Genomic DNA, 25,747 nt, shown 5'->3' on the forward strand with positions numbered 1-25,747 from the left:
TCCCTAACTTCGGAGCATGACCGGACGACGCACTCCCCATCTCCCATCGCAGGGAGCCGAGTTAGGCACGGCAGCCCCGTTCGTTCCCAGGCTCGGCGATCTCGCCGCCGACACCGCCCGCAGCGGCCGTATCGGCGTCGTGGTCACCCTCCCCGGCGAGGACTCCGCCACCACCTACCACCTGCGCCCGCCCGGCGGCGGGCCCGCCTGGTCCGCGCCGGCGGACGGCACGACGCTGCGCCCAGTGCCGGCGCAGGCGACCCACGTCACGCTGCTCCCCGGCCGCGACGCGGTCTACGACCCGCGCGCCCGCCAGGGCTCGGTGCCCGTGGAGATCCACTTCGAGGACGGCTCGACCCACGAGGGAGCCCTCGTCCTCACCTCGGCCGAGCTGGAACGGCTGTACGCGCAGACCAGCCGCCTCCTCGACGAGCACGAGAACGCTCTCGGCGAGACCTCGTGAGCAGGGTCCGTCACCGCTGCCATCACCGCACTCCCCACAAACGGGCTGACCACAGCGGCCGGGTCGCCCTGACATTCCTCGCCTTCGCCGGCTTGGCCGGGCCCGCCTGGACGCTGCGTACCCCCGCCGGCCAGCTCCTCGATGCCACGGTCCACCAAGCGGTCGTGGCCGCACCGGACATCGTCTCGGCGCCCCTCACCACCGACCGCTGAACAGCGAAGCGCGCGGTGACCAGCGTCGGCGGTCGTACCCCCTCTTGGAGCCACACCACCCCGACCACCTGCGACCAGGAGGTTCTGATGGACCTTGCCCCTGCCCGTACGAGAGACGTCGACGCCGTCACCGTCCGTCCCGGCCGCCCGCTCGCCGGCACGGTCCGGGTGGACGGCTCGAAGAACGCGGCCCTCCCGCTGCTGGCCGCCGCCGCATCCCTGGGCCGTGGTGTGCGCCTGTCCGGCGTCCCGGCCAGCGCCGACGTCCAGAGGATGCTCTGCCTGCTGGAGCAGACCGGCTACCGCGTCGCCCGCCCGGTCGCCGAACCGGGAGCCGTGATCGTGACGCCCAAGGACCACCCCGCCGAGGCGCCCGACCTGACCGACGCCGCCCGGATCCGGGCCTCGTACTACCTGGTGGCGCCGCTGCTGGCCGTCTACGGGCAGGCGGCCCTTCCCTGGCCCGGAGGCTGCCGGATTGGTGACCGTGGGATGGAACTGCACTTCACCGTGTACGAGGCGTTCGGCGACACCGTCCTGCTCGACGACGCCGGATACCGCGTCCTGGCCGCCGACCGGGCCCGCGACAAGGTCGTCCTGACGCTGCCGTTCCGCTCGCGAGGAGCGAGCATCGCCGCGATCTGCCGGGCGGTCGTGGCCGACAGCCGCCTGGAACTGGGAAACCCCAACTTGTCCCCGGAGACCACGGGCGTGCTCGCCGCCTTACGGTCCGCCGGATGGACGGCCCACGCCGACAGCGACAAGATCACGCTGGCCCCGCCGCCGGGCGTCCCGGCCGGGACCGTCGCCTGGACGGTTCCCGGTGACAAGACCGAGGCGGGCACGCTGGCCTGCGCGATCGCCGCCACCGGCGGTGAAGGTCGTGTCGAAGGCGTCACCGGATCGGATCTCAAGGTGCTGGCCGACCTGCTGGACTGGGCCGGTGTCCCGGTCTCCCTCGCCCCCGACGCGATCACCGTCCACCGGGCCCGCACCGTGAGCGGACGGCCGCTGCGGGCGGTCGCCTCGCTGACCCCGGACGGTCTGGACGCCGACTTCGAGCCCGCGCTGATGGCGCTGGCTCTCACCCTGCCAGGCACCCACCTGTTCGCCGACGACATCAACCCCGGCCGCCACGGCAACCTCCTCCCCCAGCTCGCCCGGCTCGGGGCCGTGATCGAGGAACTCTCACCCACGCAGTGCCGCCTGGTCGGCCCCCAGCGGCTGAGCGGCACCACGGTGAAGGCCACCGACATCCGCACCGGCTCCACCCTCCTGATCGCCGGCCTCGGCGCCCGGGGCACTACCACCGTGAGCGGTCTCGACCAGCTGCGTCGCGGCCACGCCGACCTGCCCGCCAAGCTCCGTACCCTCGGCGCTGACCTCACCGACGTACCGCGATGAGCAGGGTGTACGGCCAGATCGTGGCCACCACCGACCTGCACTCCGCCCTCGACCAGGCCCACAGGCTCCTGCCGCACCTGCACCACCTCAAGGAGACCTCGCTCATCGCCGACTGCGGTGACTTCTTCGAGGGCACCGGCTACTACCGGCTGGGCAAAGGCGCCATTGAGCGGGAGATTCTCACGACGCTGTACGACGTGCTCGCACCCGGAAACCACGGCTGGCCCCACTACTTCGAGCCCGGGCTGCGCGAGATGACGATCTGCGCCAACGCCGTCGACGACGCCACCGGACGACCGCTGTTCGACCGTCTCCGTGTCCTCAAGGTGCACGGCCGCCGGGTCGCTGTCACCGCGGTCATCGGCGTGAGCGCGTTCCACACCATCCCCGCCGACCAGCGGGCCGGACACCACGTCACCGACCCCGTGACCGCGCTGCGCGAGCTGATGCTGGAGCACCACCACCACGTGGACTCGTGGATCGTGTTGTCCCACTCCGGCTTCGACGAGGACCTCAAGCTCGCCGGCGCCTGCCCGTTCGTGGACGTCATCTTCGCCGGCCACTGCCACAGCGACACCTACGGGCCGGTGCACGTCGGCGACACCCTCGTGGTCAAGGGCCGTGAGCTGGCCGCCGGATACGCCACCGCCGAGCCGGTCGGGTCCGGTTGGGCCGCCCGTACCGCAGCCTTCCCCGCCCCGACGGTGGTCCCGGTCGACCTCGCCGCCCTGGACGAGGTGATCAGCTCCACCTGCCGGATGCTGGCCACTCCCCTCGGCACCCTCGACGAGCCCTACCGCAAAACCGTCCTCGACCGCCGCCGGCTCCTCCAGGACATCACCACCCGGCTGCACACCGGCCTCGGCGCCGATGCTGTCCTCCTCAACGAAACCGCCCTGCGCTCCACCCGCTTGGGCGACGTCCTGACGCTCGGAGACCTGCTGGTCATCGAGCCGTTCGACAACCAGCTCGTGCACGCCTTCCTTCCCGACCGGTACACGAAGGACCTGGACGGCCTGCTGACGCACCTGACTGGGCACGTCGGCCCGCTGGCCTTCGCCCCCCAGCCGCCGCCGCGGGGCATCCGGTCCGTCCTGACCACCGACTACCTCGCCGCCACCTACCTCGGCGGACGCACCCACCAGGCCGGCCTCCGCCTCGGCGAGGCCGTCCGCGGAACCATCGCCACGCCGCTGCCCAGGACCGAGAACAAGGACGGTGCCCGATGATCCTCACCGGCCCCGAGATCACCGCCGCCGCCCGCGACGGCCGCCTGGCCATCAGCCCGTTCGAACCCGGGCAGGTCAACCCCAACAGCTACAACGTCCGCCTCGGCCCCACCCTGCTGACCTACACGACCGCCGTCATCGACGCCCACCAGCCCAACCCGACCGCCACGGTCGAGATCGGCGAGGACGGGTACGTCCTCCAGCCCGGCGAGCACCTGGACCAGCCGACCACCGACCCGATCCTGCTGACCGAGGAGGCCGGGTGAGCCCTGACCTGCCATCCAAGGACACGACACCCGAGGGCTCGGGCTCGGGGCGCGCGGCCGTCCTGGACGCAGGACGGCAGGCCGCCGCCGCCCGGCGCCGGTCCGACAGCGAGCGGTGCCGCCAGCGGGTGCTGGACGTCATCACCGGCATGCGCAGGACCCGCCACTCCCTCTCCGACGCGGAGATCACCAGGCGCGCCGAGGTCAACCCCCAGTACCTCCAGCGCCACCGCGACCTGAAAGCCGAGGCCGAAGCCGCCCGCGCCCACCTCGCCGACGACCGTCCCCGCTCCAAAGCTGCCGCCTCAGCTCGACAGGAAGCGGCGCTGACGGTGGAGAACCGCATGCTCCTCGAACAGAACACCGCACTGCGCCGGGACCTCGACACGGCCCGCGCCGAGCTCCGAGCCGTCCGCGTGCGGGATCTCGCGGCCAGCGCGCGCGGCGAGCACGTCGCAACCCTGGACGCGAACCCCGAGGTCGAGGAACTGCGCCGGGAGCGGGACCAGGCCCTGGCGGCCGCCCGGCGCGGGGAGGCGGACTTGGTGTCGCTGCGCAACGTCGTGCAACGCCTGATGGTGGAGAACACCCGGCTGCTCGGGGGAGAAGACCAGACCACAAGACCGACATGATCGCGAAGTCGGCTGGCAGGTCAGGTTTCAGCCTGCGGCCACCGGCGAGGACGACAAGAGGCTTAAGCGTCCTCAGCGGTTATGCACCAAATACCGACGTGGGCCTGCGTCAGAGCCGAAGCCGTCTAGAACGTGTCGCCCTCCGTGGCGGAGGCGTGAGATCAGCCGAACTTGTTGGAGACCATGGCGAAAGTCTCCCATTCCTTCCGAAGTTCCTTTTCCAAGGAGCTCTCCATTAGCCCCCCGAGGCCGGGGACTTGCATCTCCAGGGTGACATCGACGATCATCTTGCACCCGCCGCCGTCGACCGACTCGATCCGAACAGTTGCTTCTTCATGCCACTTGTCGGCGAGCGTGGAAGGAATACGCCGCCACGTGCCCGTGCGGGTCGTCGACGCGAACGTGCCTTCCTCGACCTGCCGGAACCCGGCTCCGAGTACCTTCACAATCGGCCCCGGAAGACTACGCCGCGGCGTCATTGCCGCCTTCCGGACGACCTCTTCGCCGATGTTGCTCTGCTCCTTGATCGACCACTCCGGCCACCCAAGGTCCTCCAGGTAGACCCGCTCGTTGCACCTGCGGTCCAGGAAGAGCTCCCAGACCCGCTCAGGCGTGGCGCTGAAACTGTGAACCACAGTGAATTTGCCCATGCGGACACGATAGGAACAGACCGACACCCGAAGTCGCAGTGGGCAAAGAAATCACCCAAATGAGTACACGAACGTCAACCCGGCGGTGGCAACGTGCACGGCAGAAGAAGACAGGCGCCGCGGCGGCCGCGATCGAGGGGGAGAAGTCCGTCTACGTCACCTGGGACCAGCAGGCCCAGGAGTGGGTCAAGACGGTGCTGGCCGACTTCGACAGCTACCGGTTCTTCTCCGGTGCAAACGGTCACGGCAAAATCCCGAGTTTTGGGCTTGGTTGGAGACGGCCCAATCCGTCAATGCATCGACCAATTGGTCGCGTGCGATGTGACCTGCGGCAACCCAACGCGCCCGGTGCGCAGAACGGGCGGATCTTCAAGACCCTGGAGGTCGGATGGTGACACGGGCCAGGATTCCGTCCGACCGCGACCGGGCCGACGACGCGGGGCCGCGTGTCGAACCCAGGCGCTGATCACGGCCCGGTCCTCAACCACTTGGGGCACGGACTGCCCAGAGGGGCCGGTCGGGTGATTGCGGAGGTCATGATCATCCGTAGGAGTGAACGCGGCTGGGACGCGGCGCCGCAGTGGGAGTGAATGAGGTGCTCCCGGTTTTCGACCGGACCGTAACTCTGCCCAGAAAGGGCATCATTCACATGCTTATGCGTACCAAGCTGGTCCTGGCCGGCCTCGGCGTGGCCACCGTAGGCGCCACCCTCGGCGGGATCGCGATGGCGGCCGACCCCACCAGCAACACCATCGCCCCCTACGCCCAGGCCGCGGCCACCGTCGGCCGGGACGGTTCCACCACCCAGAGGACCGAGACCATCGAATCGGTCAGCAAGATCGCTACGGGCGCGTACTGCGTCGTACTGACGCCGGGCGTCAACGCCTACAAGTCCATCCCGATGGCGACCCTCAGCAGCACCGCGCACCGGGGCAGCGAAATCCGTGTCTCACGCAACGATGCCGCCTGCCCGTCCAACTCCATCCGCGTGAACACCGGCAAGGACGGCGCAGCCGCGGACCAGCCGTTCTACCTGTTCATCCCGTAACCACCCCGTGCGACGGTGTCCCGTCCGGGTTCTCCTGGACGGGACACCGTCGCATGCGTCTGGCCGGCGTGACCGCGCTCACCTCATGGTCGGCGGTCTCCGGCTCGCGCGGGGGACTGATGCCCCCGCGCAGCCCCGGTCACTGAAACGGGTACCGGCCGAGCGCGTTGACGTGGTGCCGAACGAACGGGAAGAGCGGGGCCCGTCCTGGTCACGGACCCCGGAGCCCTCGGTGCGGAGCCGGGCGACCGTCACGTCGTTGCGCGACCCGAAGGACACGCTGCGCGCGAATAGCGCCGGGTCCCGGGAGCGGCCTTCCGGTGGTCGCACAAAGCCCCGTGCCCCTCCTTGTTCGTGTCCTGTTCCCTTCTGTCTTCTCCATCACCTCTGATCGGAAGCCGCCATGACCGAACCGTCTGTACTCGCTGCCCCTGTGCGCCCGGGAGTGCCGGGGCATGTCGCTCTCGTTCTCGACGGCAACCGGCGCTGGGCTGCCCAGCGTGGTCTCAGCGTGGACGAGGGGCATCGCCGTGGGATCGGCAAGATCCCTGAAGTCCTGCAGTGGTGCGAGGAGGAAGGGGTCACCATGGTGACGCAGTGGATCCTGTCCGTCAGGAACCTGCAGCGCAGCCCCCAGGAACTCGCCGGTCTGTATCAGTCGTTCACCAGCCTGTGCGAGCATCTCGCCGAGGCACAGCGCTGGCGGGTCCGGGTCATCGGAGCCCTGGAGCTGTTGCCCACGCCCCTCGCGGAGGCGTTCGCGGACGTGCAGCGGCGCACCGAGCGGGTCGAGGGGGTTCAGGCCAATATCGCTGTCGCCTACGACGGCCGACGGGAGATCGTCAGCGCGGCCCGGTCGCTGGCGGAAAAGTACCGGGACCGAGGACCGCAGGAGCGTGCCCGGGACCTGTCCTGGTGGGAGGGAGAGCTCGCCTCCCACCTGGATACGGCAGGGCTCGCGGACCCGGACCTGGTGATCCGTACCTCGGGCGAGCAGCGTCTGTCGGGGTATCTGACCTGGCAGACAACGCAGTCGGAGCTGTACTTCTGCGAGCGGCTGTGGCCCGACTTCACCCGGGAAGACCTGGGTGAGGCGCTGCACAGTTACGCCTCGCGACAGCGACGGCTGGGACTTTAGGCCCGACGATTCCGCAAAGGAAGAAGTACATGACCGCCACACCGTCCGACGGCGCCATGCTCCCGGGCACGCACGAACACCCACACCGCCCGGACGGGCAGCCCGCTCGCCCCGAGGGGGACGAGCGTGCGGACCGCACGAGGGCGGCCCGGACCGTCACGGACGTACTCCAGCCGCGCAACGTCCTGCTCGCCGGCATGCCGGGCATCGGGCTGGCCGCCGCCGGCAACTGGAGCGGCATCCCCTGGGGGCTGCTCGGCGCCCTGTGCGCCGGGATCATTCCCGCGGCCTACATCCAGTGGGAACGCAAACGCGGCACCTGGGAAGACCGCAACATCGTCGACCGCACCAAACGGCCCCCGATCTTCCTGGTCATCCTGGCCTCCATCGGACTCGGCTCGATCATCATGATCCTCGGCCACGCCCCCACCGGCATCCTCCTCGCGATGCTCGCCCTGTGGGCGATGACCGTCGTCCTGCTGGCCGTGAACCACGTCTGGAAGATCAGCGTCGACAGCGCCGTCGCCTCCGCGATCCCCGCGATGCTCGCCGTGGTCCACTCCCCGTGGTGGCTCCTCGCCTACGGCCTGACCCTCGCCGTGTGCTGGTCCCGCGTCGCACTGACCTACCACAGCGTCGCCCAGACCGCGGCCGGTGCCGGCGTCGGCGCCACCACCGCAGCCGCATTCCTCCTGGCCTGAGGCCAGCCCCTCACCTAAGTTCGTCCTTGTTTGAAACCGAGGGGGAAGAGGCCCTGCTTCTCTCCCCGGTCGGCCGGCTGCGCGCCGGTCCGCTCACACGCCAGGGCGCGGGCGACCCGTTGGATCCCCGCGGCGCCTGCGAGGCGCACGACCAGCGGTGAGGGGTGCAGGCCGACGACATCGCCGTGGCGGCCGCGGTCGAACACGGAACAGGTCTGACCGCCGAGTGCGAGCGCAGTCGCCAGGCACCGGCCGGTGCCTGGCGACTCCGCTGCGGGGCGCGAGGATTGGCCCGGCGTCAGCCAAGAAGGCCGGCGACGGGTCCGAACAGGCCGGTGAGCGCGACGGCCCTCACCGGGTCGGGATGGGCCTGGCTGGGCTTCCACGTGGCGAGAGTCCAGGTCTGGCCGGGGCCGCCCTTACTCCTGCCAACCAGGGAGCCGCCCTCGTCGGTCCAGTACGTCCGCTCGGCCGGCACCGTCCTGCTGTCCGCGCCGTAGATGTGGGTGCCGTCGTACGCCCACCGGTAGGTGCTGCCCTCCCCGCGGCTCGCGCCGCAGCCGTACATCCTCGTCGACGTCCTGCCCGCTTCGACCTCCGGCCGGTGGATCCCCGCCTCGGCCGCCGCGTCCATGTAGGACTGCGCGGCCTCGAGCCCCTCCGGATCCTCCTCGACATGGTGCTCGGGGAACGTGACGGAGGCGCAGTAGCCGTGCCAGAGCTCCAGCTTCTGCGACAGACTCGCGCCGGCTCCCAGCTGCTCCTGCGCCTGCTCCCAGAACGCTTCGGGCGGCAGTGCGGCGAGCTTCTCCTTGAGGTCCGGGGTCATGTCGTCCAGCTTGCGCCGGAATTGGTCGGCTGCGCGCCTGCGGTCCTCGGCCGTGGGGAACCAGTTGATGTCCAGCCACACGCAGTAGTCGCCGATGTTCTGGTACTCGCCCACGGCGTGGCTGACGATCTGGTTGAACGGCTGGCGCTCGACGCCGTCGTCGATGGTGCTGAACCACCAGGCGGTCGCCGGGCTGCCGTCCGGCTCACCCAGGTCCAGAGTCGGCTCACCGGTGACGGACTGGAGGTACTTGGTACCCGCCTTCCAGGCACTGACGTCCTGCGTCCCGCCCAGCCATACGCGGACGCAGCGGCCGGTCTCGTTGTTGACGATCGTGAAGTTACCGTCGGGAAACGTTGGCATGACCGGAGTATCGGCGCCCGAGCCCCCTGGGCCAGGAGTCTTCCGTCATCTTCAGCCGAAAGAGCGATCGCGGAGTCACCACCCCAGACATGGAGGTACGAGCCCGGCGACGAGACGCCTGCCGGACCCCGCCAACCCTGGCTGGACTACCCCCAGCGCCACGGCCTCGCCGGCCACCGCGACGCGCCGTCAGGAAGGGAGGGTGGCGCACCGCCGACAGGCCCCTGTTCACCTCTGTCGGGCGTCGCTTCCTCACCGGACCAGCGAGGCGGCCTGCGGCTTCGGTGATGCATACGAGTTCCTCGCGAGCAAAGCCAGATTCCAACCGACGTAGCCGTGCTGTTGGCGGCCTTGGACCGCTCGCCGGAGGCCGGTTGAGCCACTGCCGCCCGGTAGGGGCGGACGATCCCGGGTTACCCGCCATCAGGTGACGCTGAGCAACCCGGGGTCCTGGGTGCGGGAGTGTCTACCACCGTGAGGCCGCACCCTTGGGGTGATCAGCCGACTACCGTTCCAGCCCTTGCCGGCGTTGATGGCCCTGGTCTGGGAGAGGCTGGCGTTCGTCACGGCCCCGCCGGTCTCGCTCGGCTCGACGTAGCCCACCAGCTGCGGCGGGCGGAATCAGCTCCCGCTCGGGACCATCGTGAAGTTGAGGACCATGATCTGCTCGAACCTCGGAGGAAAGTCCCTGCCCTTGAGGAAGGCCTTGGCGTCGAGGTCCACATCGTTCTGCTCGATGGTGATCACGCCCCCCTTCCCGTCCTTATGGCCGTCGCCGGTCTTGACGATCGCCTCCTTGTCCGGGCTGGAGACGGTCAGGGAGGACGTGATGTTGTTGAAGTCGTCGCCGACGTCGCCCGTTGCGGTGAGGGTCTTGCTGCGACCGCTGAACTTGGCGTCCTCGTACAGCGTCACCGTCCACCCCTTCGGGATGGTCACCGAGCTGATGAAGTCGTCGTCATCCAGCGCGCTCGTGTCGTAGACGCCGGGCGCCAGGGTCTGACTCTTGCCCTCGCAGCCGCGCTCACCGTGCACGATCACGTGATCGTTTGCCATGGTCTCTCGGTTTCCCTTCGCCAAAACAGGACGAGAGTGACGCTATGGGGCCACGGACGCCGGGACCCGCGAACGCTCCGGGCATTCACCCAACCGAGTGCGGCCAAGGCCGATGCAAGGTCAGCGATCCGTACGGCCGCAGAATCAACGGTCGTCACCCAGCGCGCCGAGCCGTCAGCCGAGCTCCAGATGGGCAAAACCGCGCAGGCCAGAAGTGGGCGATGCGTCCACCGAGCGGGTGACGCGCGAGACGTCGGACACGTGATCGGCCGGACAGTGGACAGCGCCCGTCACGTCAGTCCGTGGTTCTGATGACGGCCGGGGCGCCAGGTGGGGCTGGTGGCCGCCGTCGACATCCATGATGGGCAGCCGCTGATGCCCCAGCCACACGTCGCCCCGGCGCACCTCGCCGGTGTCGTCGGGCCCGCGATGCGCGAGCCGCCCCAGCATCTCCCGGCAGAGCGGCACATCGACCTCGCCCACCGCTGCGACGATTCCACACATCGTGCGGTCCTTTCTTCCTCAGGTCGGCGCATGGGTGTGCGTCAGACGGTGCGGCGGTTGCCCTGGTCGTCGCAGGGCAGGTCGGCGGGGGTGTGGCGGGTGAGGAAGTCGCGGGTCGCCTGGCGTTCGGCCTCGGTGATGGCGGTCGGCTGGACGTCGATGATGCCGCCGAAGGGGCGGTCGACGTCGCGGATGATGCACAGCGTCGTGGTGAGGAGCGCGGTGATGATCGCGAGGGTGATGATCTGCCCTCGGTTGTTGCGGCGGGGCAGGCAGACGCCCAGGGCCGTCACGGTGATGACCAGCGTCGCCAGCAGGAACCAGAGGATCGCGCTGGGGATGCTCGCGGTGGCCTGGGTGAGGCGTTCCTCGCGCTCCTCCGAGCGCTTGTTGTCGGCGGCCACCAGCATGCCGAAGACCGGCTTGCCCTCCACCTCGCGGAAGACCCGGCGGAAGTCGGTGGACCAGACGCTGGGGGCCGGCGAGCCGTTGCCGTCGGCCATGGCGGGCCATTCCTGGACGCGTACGGCACGGGCGTAGCAGACGGCGTCCGCCTGGATCTCGGATCGCGGTCCTTCGGGCGCGTACTCGGCGGCCTCGACGAGCTGGTCGACCGCCCGGGCCTCGCCGCGCGAGGCGACCTCGGCCTTGCCGTACGAACCGTTGGCGGTGACGAGGACGAACGCGAGCAGCAGCACGGTCAACGTCAGTAGGGGGCCGACCAGGTCCTTCACGGCCATGCCCGTGTCGTCGTCCTCGCTGAGGAGACGAGGCCGCAGCCAGCGGTTGGCGGCGAGGCCGGCGAGCAGGGCCAGTGCGGCGACGACGATCACGAGGACCACGGACGGACACCTTCCGGGTGGGGTGAGGGGGGAGCCCCCGACGTACGGGGCGCCGGAACCATGTCCCTCACCGCACACCACCCGGAACAGCGGAAACGTCTCCTCGCCCCCGAACGAGCGACATCCTTTGGGCCGGAGAGCCCCGCGCCCGGACCGCGCCCCGGGTGGCGATGCCCCCGACCCGGTCAGCTCTTCGCCGGCCTGCGTCGGCCCCGACCGAGTGGCACCTCAGTCGTAGAGGAGGGACGCGGACGAGGTGGTCGCGCCCTGTCGGCCGGGCGTGGTGTACGCGAAGTTGAGCACCGTGCGCCGCAGCCCGGGGCGCGTGAGCGGGGTGACGCGGTGGGCGGTGCGGTCGCTGCGCAGGAGGTATCCGTCGCCGGGCCGGTGGTGGACGCGCCGGGTGCCGGGGGCGTCGAGCGCGTCGAGGTCGCTCCGGTCGGGGTGGAACTCCAGCAGTCCGCCGCCGGCGCGGGACGGCGGGGCTTCCAGGAAGAGGACCAGGGCGAGGGGGTAGTCGTCGGTGTGGGCGCCGTGGGTGTCGCCCGGGCGGTGCAGCACGTTCAGGACGTGGCGCTCGACGGGGTCGTGCACGGTGACGACCGCCTCGCCGTGGAGCGAGGACAGCAGCCGCCTCAGCTGCCGGTCCTCGTACAGGCCCGTGATGGCCGGTGACGCGTCGGCGATCCGGTGTCCCCCGAGCGTGGTCATGTGCCGGGGACTGTCCGCCATGCACGGCATGCGGAAGTCGCGCCGTACCCCCTCGGCCTCCAGCCGCCGCGCCTCCGCGCTGAGCGTGGCGAGCCCCGTGGAGCTGAGAAGCCCGGGCAGGGCGACGTAACCGTCCGCGGAGAACCATCGGCGCAGGGACTGCTGGTGCGTGGGCGAGGGGAGCGACAACACGGGACGATGCATCCCTCGCGCCCGCGACGGACAAACCTGCCTGGGGGCCCCTGAACCCGCAGCACGAGAGCGGGCCGCTCCGGACGGCTCACGGCGCACTCGTACGAGGACACGCCCCGCCCCTGCCGCGCTGGGGCGGCAGCAGATCCGTCAACCCGATGCCCCCGCCACGGGCCGATCCGGTGACTCTCTGTCCCCGAAAGGACGGTGCCCCAGCGCGCTGCTTGTCCGGGGCCCCGGCCCTTCCTACGGTCCGGCTCATGAGCATCCCCACCGAACCGATCGGCAGCCTTCCCCGTCCCCGCGCCCTCCAGAACGCACTCGTCGAACACGCCCGAGGGCAGCTGAGCACCGCGGAGCTGGAGCGGCTCCAGGACGAGGCCGTCGCCGACACCATCGCCATGCTGGAGAAGCTGGGCAGCCCGGTCCTGGTCGACGGTGACCAGGCCAAGCCCGACACGATCACCTACCCCCTCCAGGGGCTCACGACCCTCGCCCCCGACGGCGTCGTCATCCCCTACGACGACGGCCACACACGGCAGCTGCCCCGCCTGACGGCCGGGCCCTTCCGCTACCAGGTCCGCGCGGACACCTACCTTCGCGCCGCCCAACGCCACACCGACCGCCCCATCAAGCAGTCCGTCGTCGCCCCCTCCACCCTCAGCCTGCTCTACCCCAGCGACTCCATCGCCGGCTACTCCCGCGAGGCGTTCCGGCGGGACATCGCCGACGAGTCCGAGGCCGAGATCCGCGCCTGCCTCGAAGCCGGCGCGCACCGGGTGCAGCTGGACTTCACCGAGGCCCGGTTGTCGTTGAAGCTCGACCCGTCCGGCGGTCTCCTCGACGACTTCATCGCCCTCAACAACGAGGTCCTCGGCCGGTTCGGTCCGCAGGAGCGGGAGCGGCTCGGCGCGCACACCTGCCCCGGCGCCGACCAGGACTCCACGCACAGTCTGGACACTGACTACGCCCAACTGCTGCCCCGACTCTTCCAGCTCCAGGTCGGCACCCTCTACCTCCAGCTCGCGAGCGAGCCCGACCCCGAGCGCACGCTGAAGATCGTCTCCGACGCACTGCCCCACGCCGTCCGCGTCTTCGTCGGCGTTACCGACCCCATCGACCCCAGGGTCGAGACGCCGGAGGAGGTACGCGACCGGGTCCTGCTCGCCGCCCGCTACATCCCCGCCGACCGGTTCGGCACCTGCGACGATGCCGGCTTCGCCCCGTACGCCGACGACACCTCCACCTCCCGTGACCTCGCCTTCGCCAAGATCGAGGCCCGCATTCGGGGCACGGAGCTCGCCTCCCAGGCCCTCGGCCTGTAACGACGCGCGCGTCAGGCGGCCCGGGCCTCACCGCGCGAGGTCCTCGGCGGGCAGGCCTTAGCCCGTTCCCGCCGTACGTGGTGCGTCCGTCGTCGACGCTCAGCCCGACTGCGGCGAAGGATCTTCCGCTGCGTGAGCGCTGCGTGAGCGGATGTTCCGGCACGGCCTGCTTCTGTCTGGATCACGTGGCACCGTGCAGGACCTCTGACCCGGTGGTGCCGGACGGTTCAGCACCGTCCGGCACCACCCACCCGACCCCCTCCAGGACTTGTAAAGCGGGGGTCGTCGGTTCGAACCCGACAGGGGGCTCCAGGTAGGACATGCGAAGACCCCCGACCGATCTTGGTTGGGGGTCTTTGGCGCCTACGGGTGACATCAACGGGGGCGGTCAGCCTCGGTCGGGCCTCGGGCGTTTCTTCAGGAGTCGGTCCATGTGGCTGATGGCCTCGCGCTGGGTGTCCTGGACGACGTGGGTGTAGACGTCCATGGTGATGCTGATCTGGCTGTGGCCGAGTATCTCCATGACGACGCGGGGCGCGATGCCCGCGGCGGTGAGGAGCGTCGCGCAGCCGTGCCGGGTGTCGTGGAGGCGGATGAGCCTGAGGTCGGCCGTCTCGCTGACGCGGACGAAGGAGCGGTGGACGTTGCGGGGCTCGACGGGTCGGCCGGTGCGGGTGGCGAAGACGTAGCCGGTGGCTGTCCACTCCGTACCGGCCGCTTCGTACGTCGCCTTCTGCCCCATCCGGTGCCGGCGCAGGGGAGCGAGGCACATGGCGGGGGCTTCGTGAGCGGGTGCCGGCCGTGAAGGGGCTGAGGCGGGGAAGGGTGGTTGGTGGGCAGAGGCTTGTTGGCCCACAAGCTCTGTCTTACGCAGAGGACTTGCTCCATCAGCATGCGCTACAGCAGCTCCTGCAAAAACGATCACAGAGCCTCTACAGCCGTGGTCTTCTACAGGGGTGGAAGCCATAATCGCCAGCGCCATCGCCGTCTTGGGCACCCTGCTTGGTTCGGGGATCACCCTGGGAGTCCAGCGGCGCATCACTGAGAGAGGCCACCAGTTCACACGGGACGAGAAGCTGCGTCAGGAACGGCTGGACGCGTACACGGCCTATGCGGCGGCTTTGATCGACTACCGGCGGTGTCTCGTGCACCTTTGGTTTTGTACGCATGAGCAGCCCCCTCCGGAAGCCGCTGAGGCTGTGCGGATCCGGGCATACGACCTCAGGTCCAAGGCTCAGGAGGCTCTGTTCCGGATGCAGATGCTCACCGACAATGAAGAGCTGAGCCGCAAGGGTGAGACCTTGCTTGCCGAGATCATGACCGTACACAAAACAGACAACCGGTCAGAGCTGGATCAGCGAAGGACGCACACGCGGGATGGTATTGCTCATCTAGTGAGGGCAGCGAAGCAACACCTCTGAGGCTAGCTGTCCGGTAGTCGGGCCGCCTCTCAAGACCGGCACTGACATGAGCGGTGAGTGTCTGACTGCGTGACAACGCCGACGAACAGCGGCGGACGACCGCGAACTTCTGCGGACCATCAGCGCAGGTGAGAGGCGTAGCAGCACAAGGGGGCGCCCTCACTCAAATTGCTTCGGGACGAACAGATCGTCGGTACAGCAGCGCGGAAGCGACAACCCCAGCAAGGGAACTTGCTACGCAGGAATCCGTCCACCTCCCCGGGTGTGTGTGGTGGTCGCGTGCTCCGGTGGGTTTGTGGGTGTGTGAGTACCATCTCGCATGGCCTATGTGATCACCGCCGCCCATCCTGACGACGCCGCGGCATTGGGGCCCTTGCACCTGCGGAACTGGCTGCAGAACTACGCCGACGCAGACGCGGGGATCGACGAGTCCTGGATCCGTGAGCACCGCGGTTCGTCCGCCACGGCGGAAGGGATCGCGCAGTGGCGTGACTTCATCGAGGCTGCCGACCAGGACCCGGCCCCGCACTTCTGTCGTGTCGTCCGGTCCGAGACGGAGATCGTCGGTTATCTCTGCGGGCACTGGGAGGAGGGTGAGTCGGTCACCCTCGGGCCCATGTACTTGCTGAACGACGCTCAGGGGCACGGACTCGGTGGCCGCATGATGACCGAGTTCCTCGCCTGGGCAGGGCCTGCCCGCATTCGGCTGGGGGTCGTCGACTGCAACGAACGTGCGATCCGGTTCTATCGACGCCACGGCTTCGAGATCTCCGGCGAGCGTTACCTCTGGCGAGGCAGGCTGCCGACCCTGCCGATGACCCGCGAAGCCTCGTCGGCCGCCGACGTCGACGTCGAAGTCGGCTTCAGCTGAGTGTGCCGCCGGCGGGGTGCTGCGTCGTCGAGTGCTCCTGTGCCGAGTCCATGTCCCTCCGCGAGGCCGATCCCGCTCCTGCCGCACAGTCCGGGCGTCGAGGCTTTGGTGTTCCTGTTTTCCCGGGTGGTCCTGTCCGGGACACTTGTGCCGTACGGGGGCGTACAGGTGGCGTTCGGGGAGGGGTGCGTGGATGGGGCGGCGTTCCGGTGGGCTGATCGGGGTCTGGGCCGAGCAGCAGCGGGTTGCGCAGAGGGAGCGGGAGGGGCAGCAGCAGGCGGTGCTGCGTCAGCGCAGGGAGGCGGAGAGCGCGCAGCGGGCGTACGAGCGGGACGTCGCCCGGATGCAGAAGGAGCAGAAGGCCGCCTATCGGCGGCATCGCGAGGATGACGCTCTGCGGCGGACCCACGAGCTGGACGCGCGGGTCGCGCAGCTTCAGGGGCTGCTCGTCTCCGGGTGCCGGGCTCCCTCCTTCGGCGTCGAGGGGTTGCGGCGGAGCGAGGACGTCGAGCCGTTCGCACCCGGGGCGTTGGGCGTGCCCGTCGCCATGCCGGACCAGCAGTACTACCAGGAGCACGGCGGGCGGGCGCGGTTCGAGCGGGACTGGTACGCGGCGCAGGCCGCCGAGGCGCGGCGCGTCGAGCAACTGGCCGCCTACCGGCGGGAGTACGACTCCTGGGCGGCGGCGCGGATCGAGGAGGTTCGGCGGCACAACGACGGCATCGCCGGGACCGCCGACGCGTTGAGCGCCGGTGAGCCGGAGACGGTCGTCGAGTTCTTCTCGGCTGTGCTTTTCGCCTCGACCTCTTGGCCCGAGGGGTTTCCTCGCGAGGTGGCCGCCGCCTACGACCGCGCCGGGCGGACGTTCGTCCTGGACTGGGACCTTCCCGAGTACGACATCGTGCCGGTCGCCAAGGGGGTCAAGTATCTGCCGGGCACGGACCAGGACAAGGAAGTGCCTCGGCCCGTTACCCAGCGGCGCGTTCTCTATCGGGACGTGCTCGCGCAGAGCGTCCTGCTTGCCGTGCGGGAGTTGTTCTCCGCCGATGTGGGCGGGGTGTTGGAGAGCGTTGCCCTCAATGGGTACGTGGGGGGTGTCGATCCTGCCACCGGGCTTGCCGGGCGGGTGTGCGTGGCCTCCGTCGTCGTGGGGCGGCGGGACTTCGACCGGTTGAACCTGGAGCTCGTCGGGGCCGTGGAGTGCCTGACCGGGGCCCTTGCCGGGCGGCTGTCCGCCAAGCCCGAGGAGCGGGTCGCCGTGGTGCCGCTGCGCGGGCCCGAGCAGGTGGGCTCGGACGTCGTCGTGCAGGGGGACGGCGAGGAGCCCGATCTGCTCGCCATGGATCCGATCGCCTTCGAGGGGCTCGTCGCCGAGCTGTTCCGGGCCCGCGGACTCCAGGCCGTCACCACGCGCCGGTCCAACGACGGCGGCGTGGACGTCGAGGCGCTGGATTCCGATCCGATCAGCGGCGGCTCGATCGTCGTGCAGGTGAAGCGGTACCGGAACACCGTCCCGCCGACCGCCGTACGCGATCTGTACGGGACCGTGCAGGACGCCGGGGCCAACAAGGGCGTCCTCGTCACGACCTCGAAGTTCGGGCCGGGCTCCTACGCCTTCGCCAACGGGAAGCCGCTGACGCTGATCTCCGGGGTCGAGCTCGTCGATCTGCTCCACCAGCACGGGCTGCGGGGGCGGTTGGGGTCGGGGGAGGTGTCGGCGCCCGCTCCTGAAGAGGGTGTGGGCGGTGCGGCGGGTGCGGGGGGTGCCACCGCCGAGGCCGACGACGACTTCAATCTGCTCGGCATGGTGTGGTCGGGGTCCGTCGCCCTTGATGTGTGCGCCTTGGTCTGCGCCGGCAACCGGGTCCTCGGCGACGAGTGGTTCGTCTTCTTCAACAACCCTGCCACGCCTGACGGTTCCGTGGCGATGGTGGCGGCCGCCCCCGGCGACCGGGCCGCCGTACGGGTCGGCTTCGACGCGCTGCCCGCTCGCGCCGACCGGCTCGTGCTGGTGGCCGCGGTGGATCCGGAGGTGAACCCCGACGCCGACCTCGGCGGGTTCGCCGACGCGGGCATCCGGCTGCGGGACGACTCCGGCGTCGAGCTCGACCGCCTTGAGGTGTCCGACGGGCGGCCCGGGGAGACCGCGCTCGTCCTCGGGTCCTTCCGGCGGCGCCCCGGCGGCAATTGGGAGTTCGTCCTCGGCGGCAAGGGGTACCGGGGCGGGCTTGAGGAGTTGGTGGGGGACTTCGGGATCGAAGTGGAGTGAGCCCACGGGGGTTGGTGGGTGGCGGGTGGTCGGTGGCGGGTGGTGGGTGTTCGGTCGTCGGTGGTCGGTCGTGGGCCCGGTGGCTGTGTCCGACGGGCCCCCTTCTCCCTCAGTGGCGGCCCGCCACCTTGTCCGCCAGCACCGCCACCCGGTCCGTCTCCGCGCTGTGGCCCGTGAGCTCGCGGCGGTCCGCGCCTCGGAAGGCCGCGTACATCGTCTGGACCGCGAGCCAGCGCAGCGGCTCCGGTTCCCACTTGCGGACCCTGTGGTTGACCCAGGGGAGGGCCGTGAGGTCGGTCGGGCCCGCCTGGCCCGAGTCCTGCTGGATCAGGTCGCGGAGGGTGCGGGCCGCAAGGTTGGCCGTGGCGACGCCCGAGCCGACGTAGCCGCCCGCCCAGCCCAGGCCCGTCGAGCGGTCGAGGGTGACGGTGGCGCACCAGTCGCGGGGGACGCCGAGGACGCCGGACCAGGCGTGGTCGATGCCGATGCCGGCGAGCTGCGGGAAGAAGCGGACCAGGATCTCGCGGAGGGCCTCGATCGTCTGGGGCTGGGTGCGGCCGTCGTTGTCGGTCTTCGAGCCGTAGCGGTACGGGACTCCCCGGCCGCCCAGCGCGATGCGGCCGTCTGCCGTGCGCTGCGCGTACATGTAGGCGTGCGCCATGTCGCCGAGGGTCTCGCGGCCCTCCCAGCCGATGGAGTCCCACTGGGCGTCCGTGAGGGGCTCGGTCGCGATCATCGAGGAGTTCATCGGCAGCCAGGTGCGGCGCTGGCCCGCGAGGGAGGCCGTGAAGCCCTCGGTGCAGCGCAGGACGTACGGGGCGCGGACCGTGCCGTACGGGGTGATCGCGTGCTTCGGCTTGATCTCCGTCACGGGGGTCGATTCGTGGATCGTGACGCCGAGCGCCTCGACGGCCGCCGCCAGGCCCTTGACCAGCTTCACCGGGTGCAGGCGGGCGCCGTGCGGCGTCCATGACGAGCCGACGGCGCCGGTGACGCGGATGCGGGCGGCCGTCTCCCGGGCTCCGTACAGCTCGCGGTCCGATTCGCCGTAGCCGAGTTCGGTGGTGTGGAACTCCTTCAGGCGGGACAGCTGGGCCGGGGTGAGCGCCACTTCGAGGACGCCTCCGCGGTGCTGGTCCGCCTCGATCTTCTCCGTCTCGCAGACGTCGAGGACCTCGTCGACGGTGGCGTTCATGGCCTGCTGGAGGCGGACGGCGGCCTCGTGGCCGTGGAGCTTGGCGTAGCGGGCGCGGCCCGCGATGCCGTTGTAGAGCCAGCCGCCGTTGCGCCCGGAGGCGCCGTAGCCGCAGAACTTGGCTTCGAGGACGGTGATGTTGAGGAACGGGACGGCCTTCTTGAGGTAGTAGGCGGTCCACAGGCCGGTGTAGCCGCCGCCGACGATGCAGACGTCGGCGGTGGTGTCGCCGGGGAGCGGCTCGCGGGGCTCGGGGGCGCCCTCCTGCCCGTACCAGAACGAGATGCCGCCGTTGACCGTACTCATGTGTCGTTCCTCAGTCCGTCTGCCGGGTGCGTGGGCGGGACGTTACCGGGGGCCTTGGGCCTGTGGATACGGGTCTTTCGGCGGCGGTTTCCGGGTGGGGCCCGGCCTAGGTTCGGGGGAGTGGATCCGGTGCGGACTCCGTGCGGATTTCGTTGCTCCGGAAGGGCTCTCCCATGGTCGTCCGCAGGACCCGCCGTGTCGTCGCCGGCGCCGTCGTCGTCGGTCTCATCGGGCTTGCGGGAGTGGGGTGTTCGGCGGGCGGTGCGCCCGTCGCGGCGACGGTGGCCGTGGCTCCCGGCGAGAACGCCGAGGTGCTCGCCGGGCTTCCCGCCGTCGTGGACGGTGCGAAGATCGTCGTGGGGAAGTCGACCGCTCCCCACACCGTCACCGTGTTCGTCGATCCCCGGTGCAGCTACTGCGCGAAGTTCGAGGCGAGCGCCGGGACGGTCCTCGCCGACGAGGCCGCTGCGGGGAACGTGCGCGTCGAGTACGTCGTCGCCTCCTTCCTGGACGCACGGACCGGCGGTACGGCCTCGGCGCGCGCCGCGAACGCGCTGCGGGCGGCCGTGGATGCCGAGGCCGGGGAATTCTCGAAGGCGCTGCGCGACGCCGGTGCCTAGCCTGGCCGTGTGATTCACGTACCCGAAGAACTCGCGCGGTCGCAGGCCAAGTACAACGGGGAAGCGGGCCGGGCGTTCGTCGCCGGGCTGCCGGGGCGGGCCGAGGAGTTCCTCGGCCGGTGGGGGCTGCGGGTCACCGGCCCCTCGATGCACGGCGTGGCCTCGCTGGTGCTGCCCGTGGAGCGGGTCGCGGACGGTACCCGCGCCGCGCTGAAGATGCAGCTCCTCGACGACGAGTCCGAGGGGGAGCCCGTCGGACTGCGGGTCTGGGACGGGGCCGGCGCGGTGCGCCTCGTCGAGCACGACGCCGCGACCGGGACGATGCTGCTGGAGTGGCTCGACGCCGCCCGGCCGCTCTCCTCGGTCGCCGACACCCGGGAGGCCCTGCGGATCGTGGCGGGGCTGCTCGCCCGGCTCGTGGCGGTCCCCGCGCCCCCGGGGCTGCGGACCCTCGGCGACATCGCCGCCGGGATGCTGGCGGACGTACCGGAAGCGGCCGCACGGCTCGGCGCGGCGGACGCGGCCGTCCTGCGGGACTGCGCGGCGGCCGTACGGGACGTGGTGGGCGAGCCCGGGGACCGGCTGCTCCACTGGGACCTGCACCTGGACAACGTGCTCGCGGCGGAGCGCGAGCCCTGGCTGGCCATCGACCCCAAGCCGCTCGCCGGAGACCCGGGGTTCGATCTGCTGCCCGTGCTCATGGACCGTTTCGATCCCCATCCCGACGAGGCCCTGTGGCGGTTCGACCTGCTGGCCGAGGTCGTCGGCGACCGGCGGCGGGCGGTGGCGTGGACGCTCGGCCGGGTCCTGCAGAACGGGCTCTGGGACGTCGAGGACGGCGAGCCGGAGCTGGCTGCCGAGCAGGTGGCGCTCGCGCGAATCCTGCTGGCCAGAAGGGCGTGACTCGGTGCAGGCTGGTCCCATGATCCGTACCGCCACGCCTGCCGATGTCCCCGTCGTCTTCGCCATGATCCGCGACCTCGCGGAGTACGAGAAGTCCCTCCACGAGGTCCGTACGACCCCGGACCAGCTCCACGAGGCCCTCTTCGGCGACCGCCCCGCCGCCTTCGCCCACATCGCGGAGACGGAGTCCGGCGAGGTCGCCGGCTTCGCGCTCTGGTTCCTCAACTTCTCGACGTGGCGCGGTGTCCACGGCATCTACCTGGAGGACCTGTACGTCTGTCCGGAGATGCGGGGCGGCGGTCACGGCAAGGCCCTGCTGGCCGAGCTCGCCCGGATCTGCGTGGACCGCGGCTACGAGCGCCTGGAGTGGTCCGTCCTGAACTGGAACAAGCCGTCGATCGACTTCTACGAGTCCCTGGGCGCCCGCCCGCAGGACGAGTGGACGGTGTACCGCCTCACGGACGGGGCGCTGGCGGAGCTCGGTGGAGCGGGAGTGTTGTAGGAAGGGGGCATGGATATCGAGCAGCGGTTTCAGCGGATCACCGACTTCATCGAGGCGCGCCTGACGCCCCTCTTCGACCCTTCGAACGGGAAGGACCACGGCTTCGGGATGGACGACACGTCCCGGGCCCTGCGCGCCCTGCGCTACACGGTGCAGGCCGCGTCGGCGGTCAAGGGGCTCGTGGAGAAGCGGGAGTCGGAGCCGGAGCTGCGGCCCGTGGTCGACCAGGCCCTTGAGCACAACTGGGACGTGCTGCGTTCCGCCGCCCGCATGTGGGAGGACCACGCCGACTTCCAGAAGGAGTTCAAGGCGCATTCCTGGGACGTCATCGGGGTCTGAGCCCGGCTGAGCCCCCTGGTCTGTCGGCGTGTGGTCTGTCGGCGTGCCGCCGCCTGCTGGTCTTCTACGGGATCAGGACCACCTTGCCCGTCGTGCCCCGGTTCTCCAGGGCGCGGTGGGCCTCCGCCGCGTCCGCCAGGGGGAAGCGGTGGACCGCCGGGCGGAGGCTGCCGTCGGTCGCGGCGGCGAGGGCGGCGAGTTCGAGGTTCCGGACGTTGCCGCCCGCCTTCTGGATCATGACGGGGCCGAGGACGGACTCCGAGGTGATGCCCCGTTCCGCGAGCTCCTCCGGCGTGAACGTCAGCGCCTCGCCGTCGTGCAGGCCCGTGCCGGACCAGCCGAACACGAGGTGCTGCCCGCCCTGCCCGAGGAGGTCCACGGCGGCGCGGCCGGTGTCGCCGCCGACCGAGTCGAAGACGACGGTCGCGGAGCGCCCGCCGAGGTGGGCGCGGACCTTCTCCGGCCAGTCCGGCTCCTTGTAGTCCACGGCGAAGTCGGCGCCGTTCGCCTCGACGAGCGCGACCTTCGCGGGGCCGCCGGCGAGGCCGACGACGGTCGCGCCGGCGTTCTTCGCGTACTGGACGAGCAGGGTGCCGATGCCGCCCGCGGCCGCCGGGACGATCGCGACCGAGTCGGGGCCGAGCTCGGTGAAGCGGAGGATGCCCAGGGTCGTGCGGCCCGTGCCGATCATCGCGACGGCCTCGGCCTCCCCGAGGTGCTCGGGCAGGGCGTGCAGGCGGGCGGCGTCCGTGACGGCGAGCTCCGCGTACCCGCCGGGGACCATGCCGAGGTGGGCGACGACCCGCTTGCCGAGCCAGGACGGGTCGGTGCCCTCGCCGAGCGCGTCGACGGTGCCGGCGACCTCGCGGCCGGGGATCGTGGGGAGTGTGGCGGGGGCGGGGAACGGGCCGGTGTGGCCGAGGCGCAGCGCGGTGTCGAGGAGGTGCACGCCGGCGGCGGCGACGCGGATGCGGACCTGGCCGGGCGCCGGTACGGGGTCGACGGTCTCCTCGTAGGTGAGGTTCTCGGCGGGGCCGAAGGCGTGGAGGCGGATGGCGTGCATGACGGTTCCCCTGTCGTCGTGTGGCGTCGGTACGTCGTCGTGGTGGCGTCGTACGTGGTCGTACGTGGTCGTACGTGGTCGTACGTGGTCGTGCGTCGCCGTGCGTCGTCGTACGGGAGCTTTCCCGCGGTGCTTTCTTCGTGACAGGAAGAGCCTCTGACCTCAAGCGCGCTTGAGGTCAAGCAGTTCCGTGCGGACGGCCAGCGACACCGCCTCGATCGCGCTCGTGAACGACACCTCCGACAGCACTCCGGGCGCCGCCACCTGGTCGCCCACCAGGTACACGCCGTCGCCCCGGTCGATCGCCGGCCGGTCGCGCCAGGTCGTGCCGGGCCGGTCCACCGCTCCCGTACGGCCCTGGGACACGGCCTCCCGCCGCCACACGGTCCGCTCGCGCCAGCCGGGGAAGCCGCGGTCGAGGAGCCGCTCGGCGTGGGCGACGCCGTCCGCCTTGGACTCGTCGGGGCCGATGGGCAGCTGGGCCTGGACCAGCTGCTGTCCGGCGGGGGCGAGGCCGGGGTCCTGCGCCGTGAACCGCTCGATCCAGCCGGGCGCGTCCAGGTCCGAGATCGCGAACGGGTCGCCCTTCCGGGTCCGCAGCGCCAGGTCCAGCAGGACCGTACGCCCGCTGTCCCAGGTCAGCGACGGGTCGCCGAGGAGCCGGGCGGCGGCGGGCAGCGCGGTGGCGACGACCACCGGTCCCTCGTCGAGCGGCAGGCTGTCGACGCGGGACGAGGTCTCGATCCGTACGCCCGTCTCCCAGGCGCGCGCGACCATCCGCTCGATCAGCTGCCCCCAGCCGCCCCGGACGTAGTGGGCCTCGGGCGGCAGGGAGCCGGCCCGGTGCAGGCGCTCCTGGACGAAGCGGGCCGAGAGCGAGCCCGGGTCGTGGTGGAAGAGCGCGACCGCGCTGTAGGCGGCGGCCTCGCGGGCGGTCCGCTCGCCCGCGAGGCCGGTGGCCCAGGTGTGGAAGTCCAGGTCGACGGGGGCCTGCGCGGCGCCGCGCAGGGTCTGGCGCAGCAGGCCGAGCGGCGGGGTGCGGCGCAGGGCGCCGTCACGGTGGAAGCGGAGGCGGAGGGCCTCGGCGGGCGGCAGCGGGGCGAGCGGGCCGAGGAGGCCGCGCTGCTTGAGCCAGGTCCAGTGGGGGCCGCCGGCGTAGAGGGCGTGCGGGCCTTCGTTGGTGCGGTACGTGCCTTCGGCGGTACGGGCCCGGCCGCCGGGCGTCCGGTGGGCCTCGTACACGGTCACCTTGGCGCCGGCCTCGGCGGCGGTGATCGCCGCGGTGAGTCCCGCGAAGCCGCCGCCGATGATCGTGAGCTTGCGCATGTCCGTCTCCCCTGTGTCCCGGTCCGGCCCGGTCCGTTCCCGGTCTCGTGTGGAGGACGGATGGCGGGGGCGCGTTTGTGACATCGGGGCGCCGAGAGGGGCCGAGGGGGCTCTGCGGGAGTTCCTGCGGGAGTCTGCGGGAGTCCTGCGGGAGTCCCGCGGGGCTCTACGGGAGGCGGGGGAAGCGGGCCTGGAGGGACCAGACGGCCGGGTTGTCGCCGAGGCCCTCGTGCATGTCGGTGAGGTCGGCGATCAGGTCGTGCAGGAAGTCGCGGGCCTCGCGGCGCAGTTCGGCGTGGTTGAAGGTGACCGGCGGCTCGTCGCCCGGCATCCAGTCGGCCTCGACGTCGACCCAGCCGAAGCGGCGCTCGAAGAGCATCCGGTCCGAGGACTCGGTGAAGTCGAGCTCCGCGTACTGCGGCTGCGCGGCGCGGCTGCCGCGCGGGTCCTGGTCGAGCTGCTCGACGATGTCGCACAGGGCCCAGGCGAAGTCGAGGACCGGGACCCATCCCCAGGCTGTGGACACCTCGCGGTCGGCCTCGGTGTCGGCGAGGTAGACGTCCCCGCAGAAGAGGTCGTGCCGCAGGGCGTGGACGTCCGCGCGGCGGTAGTCGGTCTGCGGCGGGTCGGGGAAGCGACGGGAGAGGGAGTAGCCGATGTCGAGCACGGGACCGATGGTGTCACGGCACCAGGCCCGTCTCGTACGCGAGGACGACGAGCTGCACCCGGTCACGGGCGTCCAGCTTGCTGAGGAGGCGCGCGACGTGCGCCTTGGCGGTGGCCGCGCTGATGTGGAGCCGTACCGCGATCTCGCCGTTGGACAGGCCGCGGCCGACGAGGGTGAGCACCTCCCGCTCCCGCGCCGTCACTCCGGTGAGGGGCCGGGACCGGGCGGGCGCCGGGCCCGGTTCGGGGCGGGCCGCGAACTCCTCGATCAGTCGGCGGGTGACGGCCGGGGCGATCAGGGCGTCCCCGGCGGCGACCACGCGGAGCGCCGCGAGGATGTCGTCCAGGGCCATGTCCTTGACCAGGAAGCCGCTCGCCCCGGAGCGGAGCGCGCCGTACACGTACTCGTCGTCGTCGAAGGTCGTGAGGACGAGGACCCGGGGCGCGTCGGGGCCCGCGGTGACGAGCCGGGTGGCCTCGATGCCGTCCATGCCGGGCATCCGGACGTCCATCACGACCACGTCGGGCCGGAGGTCGCGGGCGAGCCGGACGGCTTCGGTGCCGGTGCCGGCCTCGCCGACGACCGCGAGGTCGGGGCTGTCGGCCATCAGGACGCGCAGGCCCGCCCGGACCAGCGGCTGGTCGTCGACGAGGAGGACGCGGATGGGTGGGTCCACGGGGTTCACGGGGTTCACGGGGTT

The 25,747-nt window shown here is 71.0% G+C and carries 29 protein-coding genes and 2 pseudogenes; 18 read left to right on the forward strand and 13 right to left on the reverse strand.

Annotated features, from left to right (window positions below):
* The first annotated feature begins 16 nt into the window (after window positions 1-16).
* The 6 genes and pseudogenes from ACZ6K0_RS00545 to ACZ6K0_RS00570 all read left to right on the forward strand — a co-directional run bounded on the left by ACZ6K0_RS00545 (window position 17) and on the right by ACZ6K0_RS00570 (window position 4,206).
* Window positions 17-463, forward strand: a complete 447-nt coding sequence (locus ACZ6K0_RS00545) for a hypothetical protein (RefSeq protein ID WP_400055255.1) — start codon at window positions 17-19, stop codon at window positions 461-463.
* Window positions 460-675, forward strand: a complete 216-nt coding sequence (locus ACZ6K0_RS00550) for a hypothetical protein (RefSeq protein ID WP_469228957.1) — start codon at window positions 460-462, stop codon at window positions 673-675. Before ACZ6K0_RS00545 ends, ACZ6K0_RS00550 begins: the two co-directional genes overlap by 4 nt.
* An 87-nt stretch (window positions 676-762) precedes the next feature.
* A complete protein-coding gene (locus ACZ6K0_RS00555) occupies window positions 763-2,079 on the forward strand; it encodes a UDP-N-acetylglucosamine 1-carboxyvinyltransferase (protein WP_469228959.1) in 1,317 nt (438 codons plus the stop codon).
* Window positions 2,076-3,308, forward strand: a complete 1,233-nt coding sequence (locus ACZ6K0_RS00560) for a bifunctional UDP-sugar hydrolase/5'-nucleotidase (protein ID WP_469228961.1) — start codon at window positions 2,076-2,078, stop codon at window positions 3,306-3,308. The genes ACZ6K0_RS00555 and ACZ6K0_RS00560 overlap by 4 nt, the downstream gene beginning before the upstream one ends.
* A pseudogene (locus ACZ6K0_RS00565) lies at window positions 3,305-3,520 on the forward strand (dCTP deaminase); the annotation flags it as partial. The gene ACZ6K0_RS00560 and the pseudogene ACZ6K0_RS00565, both read left to right, overlap by 4 nt.
* Before the next feature lie 50 nt (window positions 3,521-3,570).
* Window positions 3,571-4,206, forward strand: coding sequence for a hypothetical protein (locus tag ACZ6K0_RS00570; RefSeq protein WP_469228962.1), 636 nt, complete (start codon window positions 3,571-3,573; stop codon window positions 4,204-4,206).
* 161 nt (window positions 4,207-4,367) lie between these two features.
* Here ACZ6K0_RS00570 and ACZ6K0_RS00575 read toward each other — a convergent pair whose 3' ends face one another.
* On the reverse strand, window positions 4,368-4,856 hold the full coding sequence (locus ACZ6K0_RS00575; RefSeq protein WP_469228964.1) for a DUF2505 family protein: 489 nt from the start codon (window positions 4,854-4,856) through the stop codon (window positions 4,368-4,370).
* A 59-nt stretch (window positions 4,857-4,915) separates the two neighbouring features.
* Here ACZ6K0_RS00575 and ACZ6K0_RS00580 point away from each other — a divergent pair, with 59 nt between their 5' ends.
* The 4 genes from ACZ6K0_RS00580 to ACZ6K0_RS00595 all read left to right on the forward strand — a co-directional run bounded on the left by ACZ6K0_RS00580 (window position 4,916) and on the right by ACZ6K0_RS00595 (window position 7,743).
* A complete protein-coding gene (locus ACZ6K0_RS00580) occupies window positions 4,916-5,251 on the forward strand; it encodes a hypothetical protein (protein WP_469228966.1) in 336 nt (111 codons plus the stop codon).
* 260 nt (window positions 5,252-5,511) lie between these two features.
* Window positions 5,512-5,904: a hypothetical protein gene (locus tag ACZ6K0_RS00585; RefSeq protein WP_469228968.1), complete on the forward strand. Its 393-nt coding sequence runs from the start codon at window positions 5,512-5,514 to the stop codon at window positions 5,902-5,904.
* Between the two features lie 403 nt (window positions 5,905-6,307).
* Window positions 6,308-7,042 (forward strand): polyprenyl diphosphate synthase, encoded by a 735-nt coding sequence (gene uppS / locus ACZ6K0_RS00590; RefSeq protein WP_469228969.1) that lies wholly within the window; start codon window positions 6,308-6,310, stop codon window positions 7,040-7,042.
* A gap of 29 nt (window positions 7,043-7,071) precedes the next feature.
* Window positions 7,072-7,743, forward strand: a complete 672-nt coding sequence (locus ACZ6K0_RS00595; RefSeq protein WP_469228970.1) for a hypothetical protein — start codon at window positions 7,072-7,074, stop codon at window positions 7,741-7,743.
* A gap of 298 nt (window positions 7,744-8,041) precedes the next feature.
* Here the strand turns inward: ACZ6K0_RS00595 and ACZ6K0_RS00600 are convergent, their stop codons facing one another.
* From ACZ6K0_RS00600 to ACZ6K0_RS00625, 6 genes are all read right to left on the reverse strand, one after another.
* Window positions 8,042-8,935 (reverse strand): hypothetical protein, encoded by an 894-nt coding sequence (locus ACZ6K0_RS00600; RefSeq protein WP_469228972.1) that lies wholly within the window; start codon window positions 8,933-8,935, stop codon window positions 8,042-8,044.
* Between the two features lie 423 nt (window positions 8,936-9,358).
* Window positions 9,359-9,538: a DUF3052 family protein gene (locus tag ACZ6K0_RS00605; RefSeq protein WP_469228973.1), complete on the reverse strand. Its 180-nt coding sequence runs from the start codon at window positions 9,536-9,538 to the stop codon at window positions 9,359-9,361.
* 18 nt (window positions 9,539-9,556) lie between these two features.
* Window positions 9,557-9,991 carry a hypothetical protein gene (locus tag ACZ6K0_RS00610; protein WP_469228974.1) on the reverse strand — a complete coding sequence of 145 codons (435 nt, stop codon included), beginning with the start codon at window positions 9,989-9,991 and terminating at the stop codon, window positions 9,557-9,559.
* A gap of 174 nt (window positions 9,992-10,165) precedes the next feature.
* On the reverse strand, window positions 10,166-10,474 hold the full coding sequence (locus tag ACZ6K0_RS00615) for a hypothetical protein (protein ID WP_469574676.1): 309 nt from the start codon (window positions 10,472-10,474) through the stop codon (window positions 10,166-10,168).
* A gap of 62 nt (window positions 10,475-10,536) precedes the next feature.
* A complete protein-coding gene (locus ACZ6K0_RS00620; protein WP_469228976.1) occupies window positions 10,537-11,337 on the reverse strand; it encodes a bestrophin-like domain in 801 nt (266 codons plus the stop codon).
* Window positions 11,338-11,565: 228 nt separating this feature from the next.
* Entirely contained in the window at window positions 11,566-12,240 is a 675-nt protein-coding gene (locus ACZ6K0_RS00625) for a HalD/BesD family halogenase (RefSeq protein WP_469228977.1), read from the reverse strand.
* Between the two features lie 260 nt (window positions 12,241-12,500).
* Here ACZ6K0_RS00625 and ACZ6K0_RS00630 point away from each other — a divergent pair, with 260 nt between their 5' ends.
* Window positions 12,501-13,565 (forward strand): cobalamin-independent methionine synthase II family protein, encoded by a 1,065-nt coding sequence (locus ACZ6K0_RS00630; protein ID WP_469228978.1) that lies wholly within the window; start codon window positions 12,501-12,503, stop codon window positions 13,563-13,565.
* Between the two features lie 388 nt (window positions 13,566-13,953).
* Here the strand turns inward: ACZ6K0_RS00630 and ACZ6K0_RS00635 are convergent.
* Window positions 13,954-14,343: pseudogene (locus ACZ6K0_RS00635) on the reverse strand (tyrosine-type recombinase/integrase); the annotation flags it as partial.
* 178 nt (window positions 14,344-14,521) lie between these two features.
* On the opposite strand from ACZ6K0_RS00635, the gene ACZ6K0_RS00640 reads away from it, so the two are divergent.
* The 3 genes from ACZ6K0_RS00640 (at window position 14,522) to ACZ6K0_RS00650 (ending at window position 18,126) form a co-directional block, all read left to right on the forward strand.
* A complete protein-coding gene (locus ACZ6K0_RS00640) occupies window positions 14,522-14,986 on the forward strand; it encodes a hypothetical protein (protein WP_376411170.1) in 465 nt (154 codons plus the stop codon).
* A 319-nt stretch (window positions 14,987-15,305) separates the two neighbouring features.
* Window positions 15,306-15,857, forward strand: a complete 552-nt coding sequence (locus ACZ6K0_RS00645; RefSeq protein ID WP_469228979.1) for a GNAT family N-acetyltransferase — start codon at window positions 15,306-15,308, stop codon at window positions 15,855-15,857.
* A gap of 193 nt (window positions 15,858-16,050) precedes the next feature.
* Entirely contained in the window at window positions 16,051-18,126 is a 2,076-nt protein-coding gene (locus tag ACZ6K0_RS00650) for a restriction endonuclease (protein ID WP_469228980.1), read from the forward strand.
* A gap of 109 nt (window positions 18,127-18,235) precedes the next feature.
* On the opposite strand, the gene ACZ6K0_RS00655 is transcribed toward ACZ6K0_RS00650, so the two are convergent.
* Window positions 18,236-19,627, reverse strand: coding sequence for an NAD(P)/FAD-dependent oxidoreductase (locus ACZ6K0_RS00655; protein WP_469228981.1), 1,392 nt, complete (start codon window positions 19,625-19,627; stop codon window positions 18,236-18,238).
* A gap of 173 nt (window positions 19,628-19,800) precedes the next feature.
* Between ACZ6K0_RS00655 and ACZ6K0_RS00660 the strand changes: the two genes are divergently transcribed.
* The 4 genes from ACZ6K0_RS00660 to ACZ6K0_RS00675 are packed head-to-tail and all read left to right on the forward strand — an operon-like array spanning window position 19,801 to window position 21,991.
* Entirely contained in the window at window positions 19,801-20,247 is a 447-nt protein-coding gene (locus ACZ6K0_RS00660; RefSeq protein ID WP_469228982.1) for a thioredoxin domain-containing protein, read from the forward strand.
* A gap of 9 nt (window positions 20,248-20,256) precedes the next feature.
* Window positions 20,257-21,150 (forward strand): aminoglycoside phosphotransferase family protein, encoded by an 894-nt coding sequence (locus ACZ6K0_RS00665; protein ID WP_469228983.1) that lies wholly within the window; start codon window positions 20,257-20,259, stop codon window positions 21,148-21,150.
* A gap of 19 nt (window positions 21,151-21,169) precedes the next feature.
* Entirely contained in the window at window positions 21,170-21,652 is a 483-nt protein-coding gene (locus ACZ6K0_RS00670) for a GNAT family N-acetyltransferase (RefSeq protein WP_469228985.1), read from the forward strand.
* A 9-nt stretch (window positions 21,653-21,661) separates the two neighbouring features.
* A complete protein-coding gene (locus ACZ6K0_RS00675) occupies window positions 21,662-21,991 on the forward strand; it encodes a hypothetical protein (protein WP_376411191.1) in 330 nt (109 codons plus the stop codon).
* Between the two features lie 64 nt (window positions 21,992-22,055).
* On the opposite strand, the gene ACZ6K0_RS00680 is transcribed toward ACZ6K0_RS00675, so the two are convergent.
* The 4 genes from ACZ6K0_RS00680 to ACZ6K0_RS00695 form a co-directional block, all read right to left on the reverse strand.
* A complete protein-coding gene (locus ACZ6K0_RS00680) occupies window positions 22,056-23,054 on the reverse strand; it encodes a zinc-binding dehydrogenase (RefSeq protein WP_469228987.1) in 999 nt (332 codons plus the stop codon).
* A 162-nt stretch (window positions 23,055-23,216) separates the two neighbouring features.
* Window positions 23,217-24,380 carry an NAD(P)-binding protein gene (locus ACZ6K0_RS00685; RefSeq protein WP_469228988.1) on the reverse strand — a complete coding sequence of 388 codons (1,164 nt, stop codon included), beginning with the start codon at window positions 24,378-24,380 and terminating at the stop codon, window positions 23,217-23,219.
* Window positions 24,381-24,546: 166 nt separating this feature from the next.
* Window positions 24,547-25,047, reverse strand: a complete 501-nt coding sequence (locus ACZ6K0_RS00690) for a hypothetical protein (RefSeq protein WP_376411199.1) — start codon at window positions 25,045-25,047, stop codon at window positions 24,547-24,549.
* A 13-nt stretch (window positions 25,048-25,060) separates the two neighbouring features.
* Window positions 25,061-25,723: a response regulator gene (locus ACZ6K0_RS00695; RefSeq protein ID WP_376411202.1), complete on the reverse strand. Its 663-nt coding sequence runs from the start codon at window positions 25,721-25,723 to the stop codon at window positions 25,061-25,063.
* Window positions 25,724-25,747: the final 24 nt, after the last annotated feature.

The sequence above is a fragment of the Streptomyces sp. NPDC042346 genome, assembly GCF_055581845.1.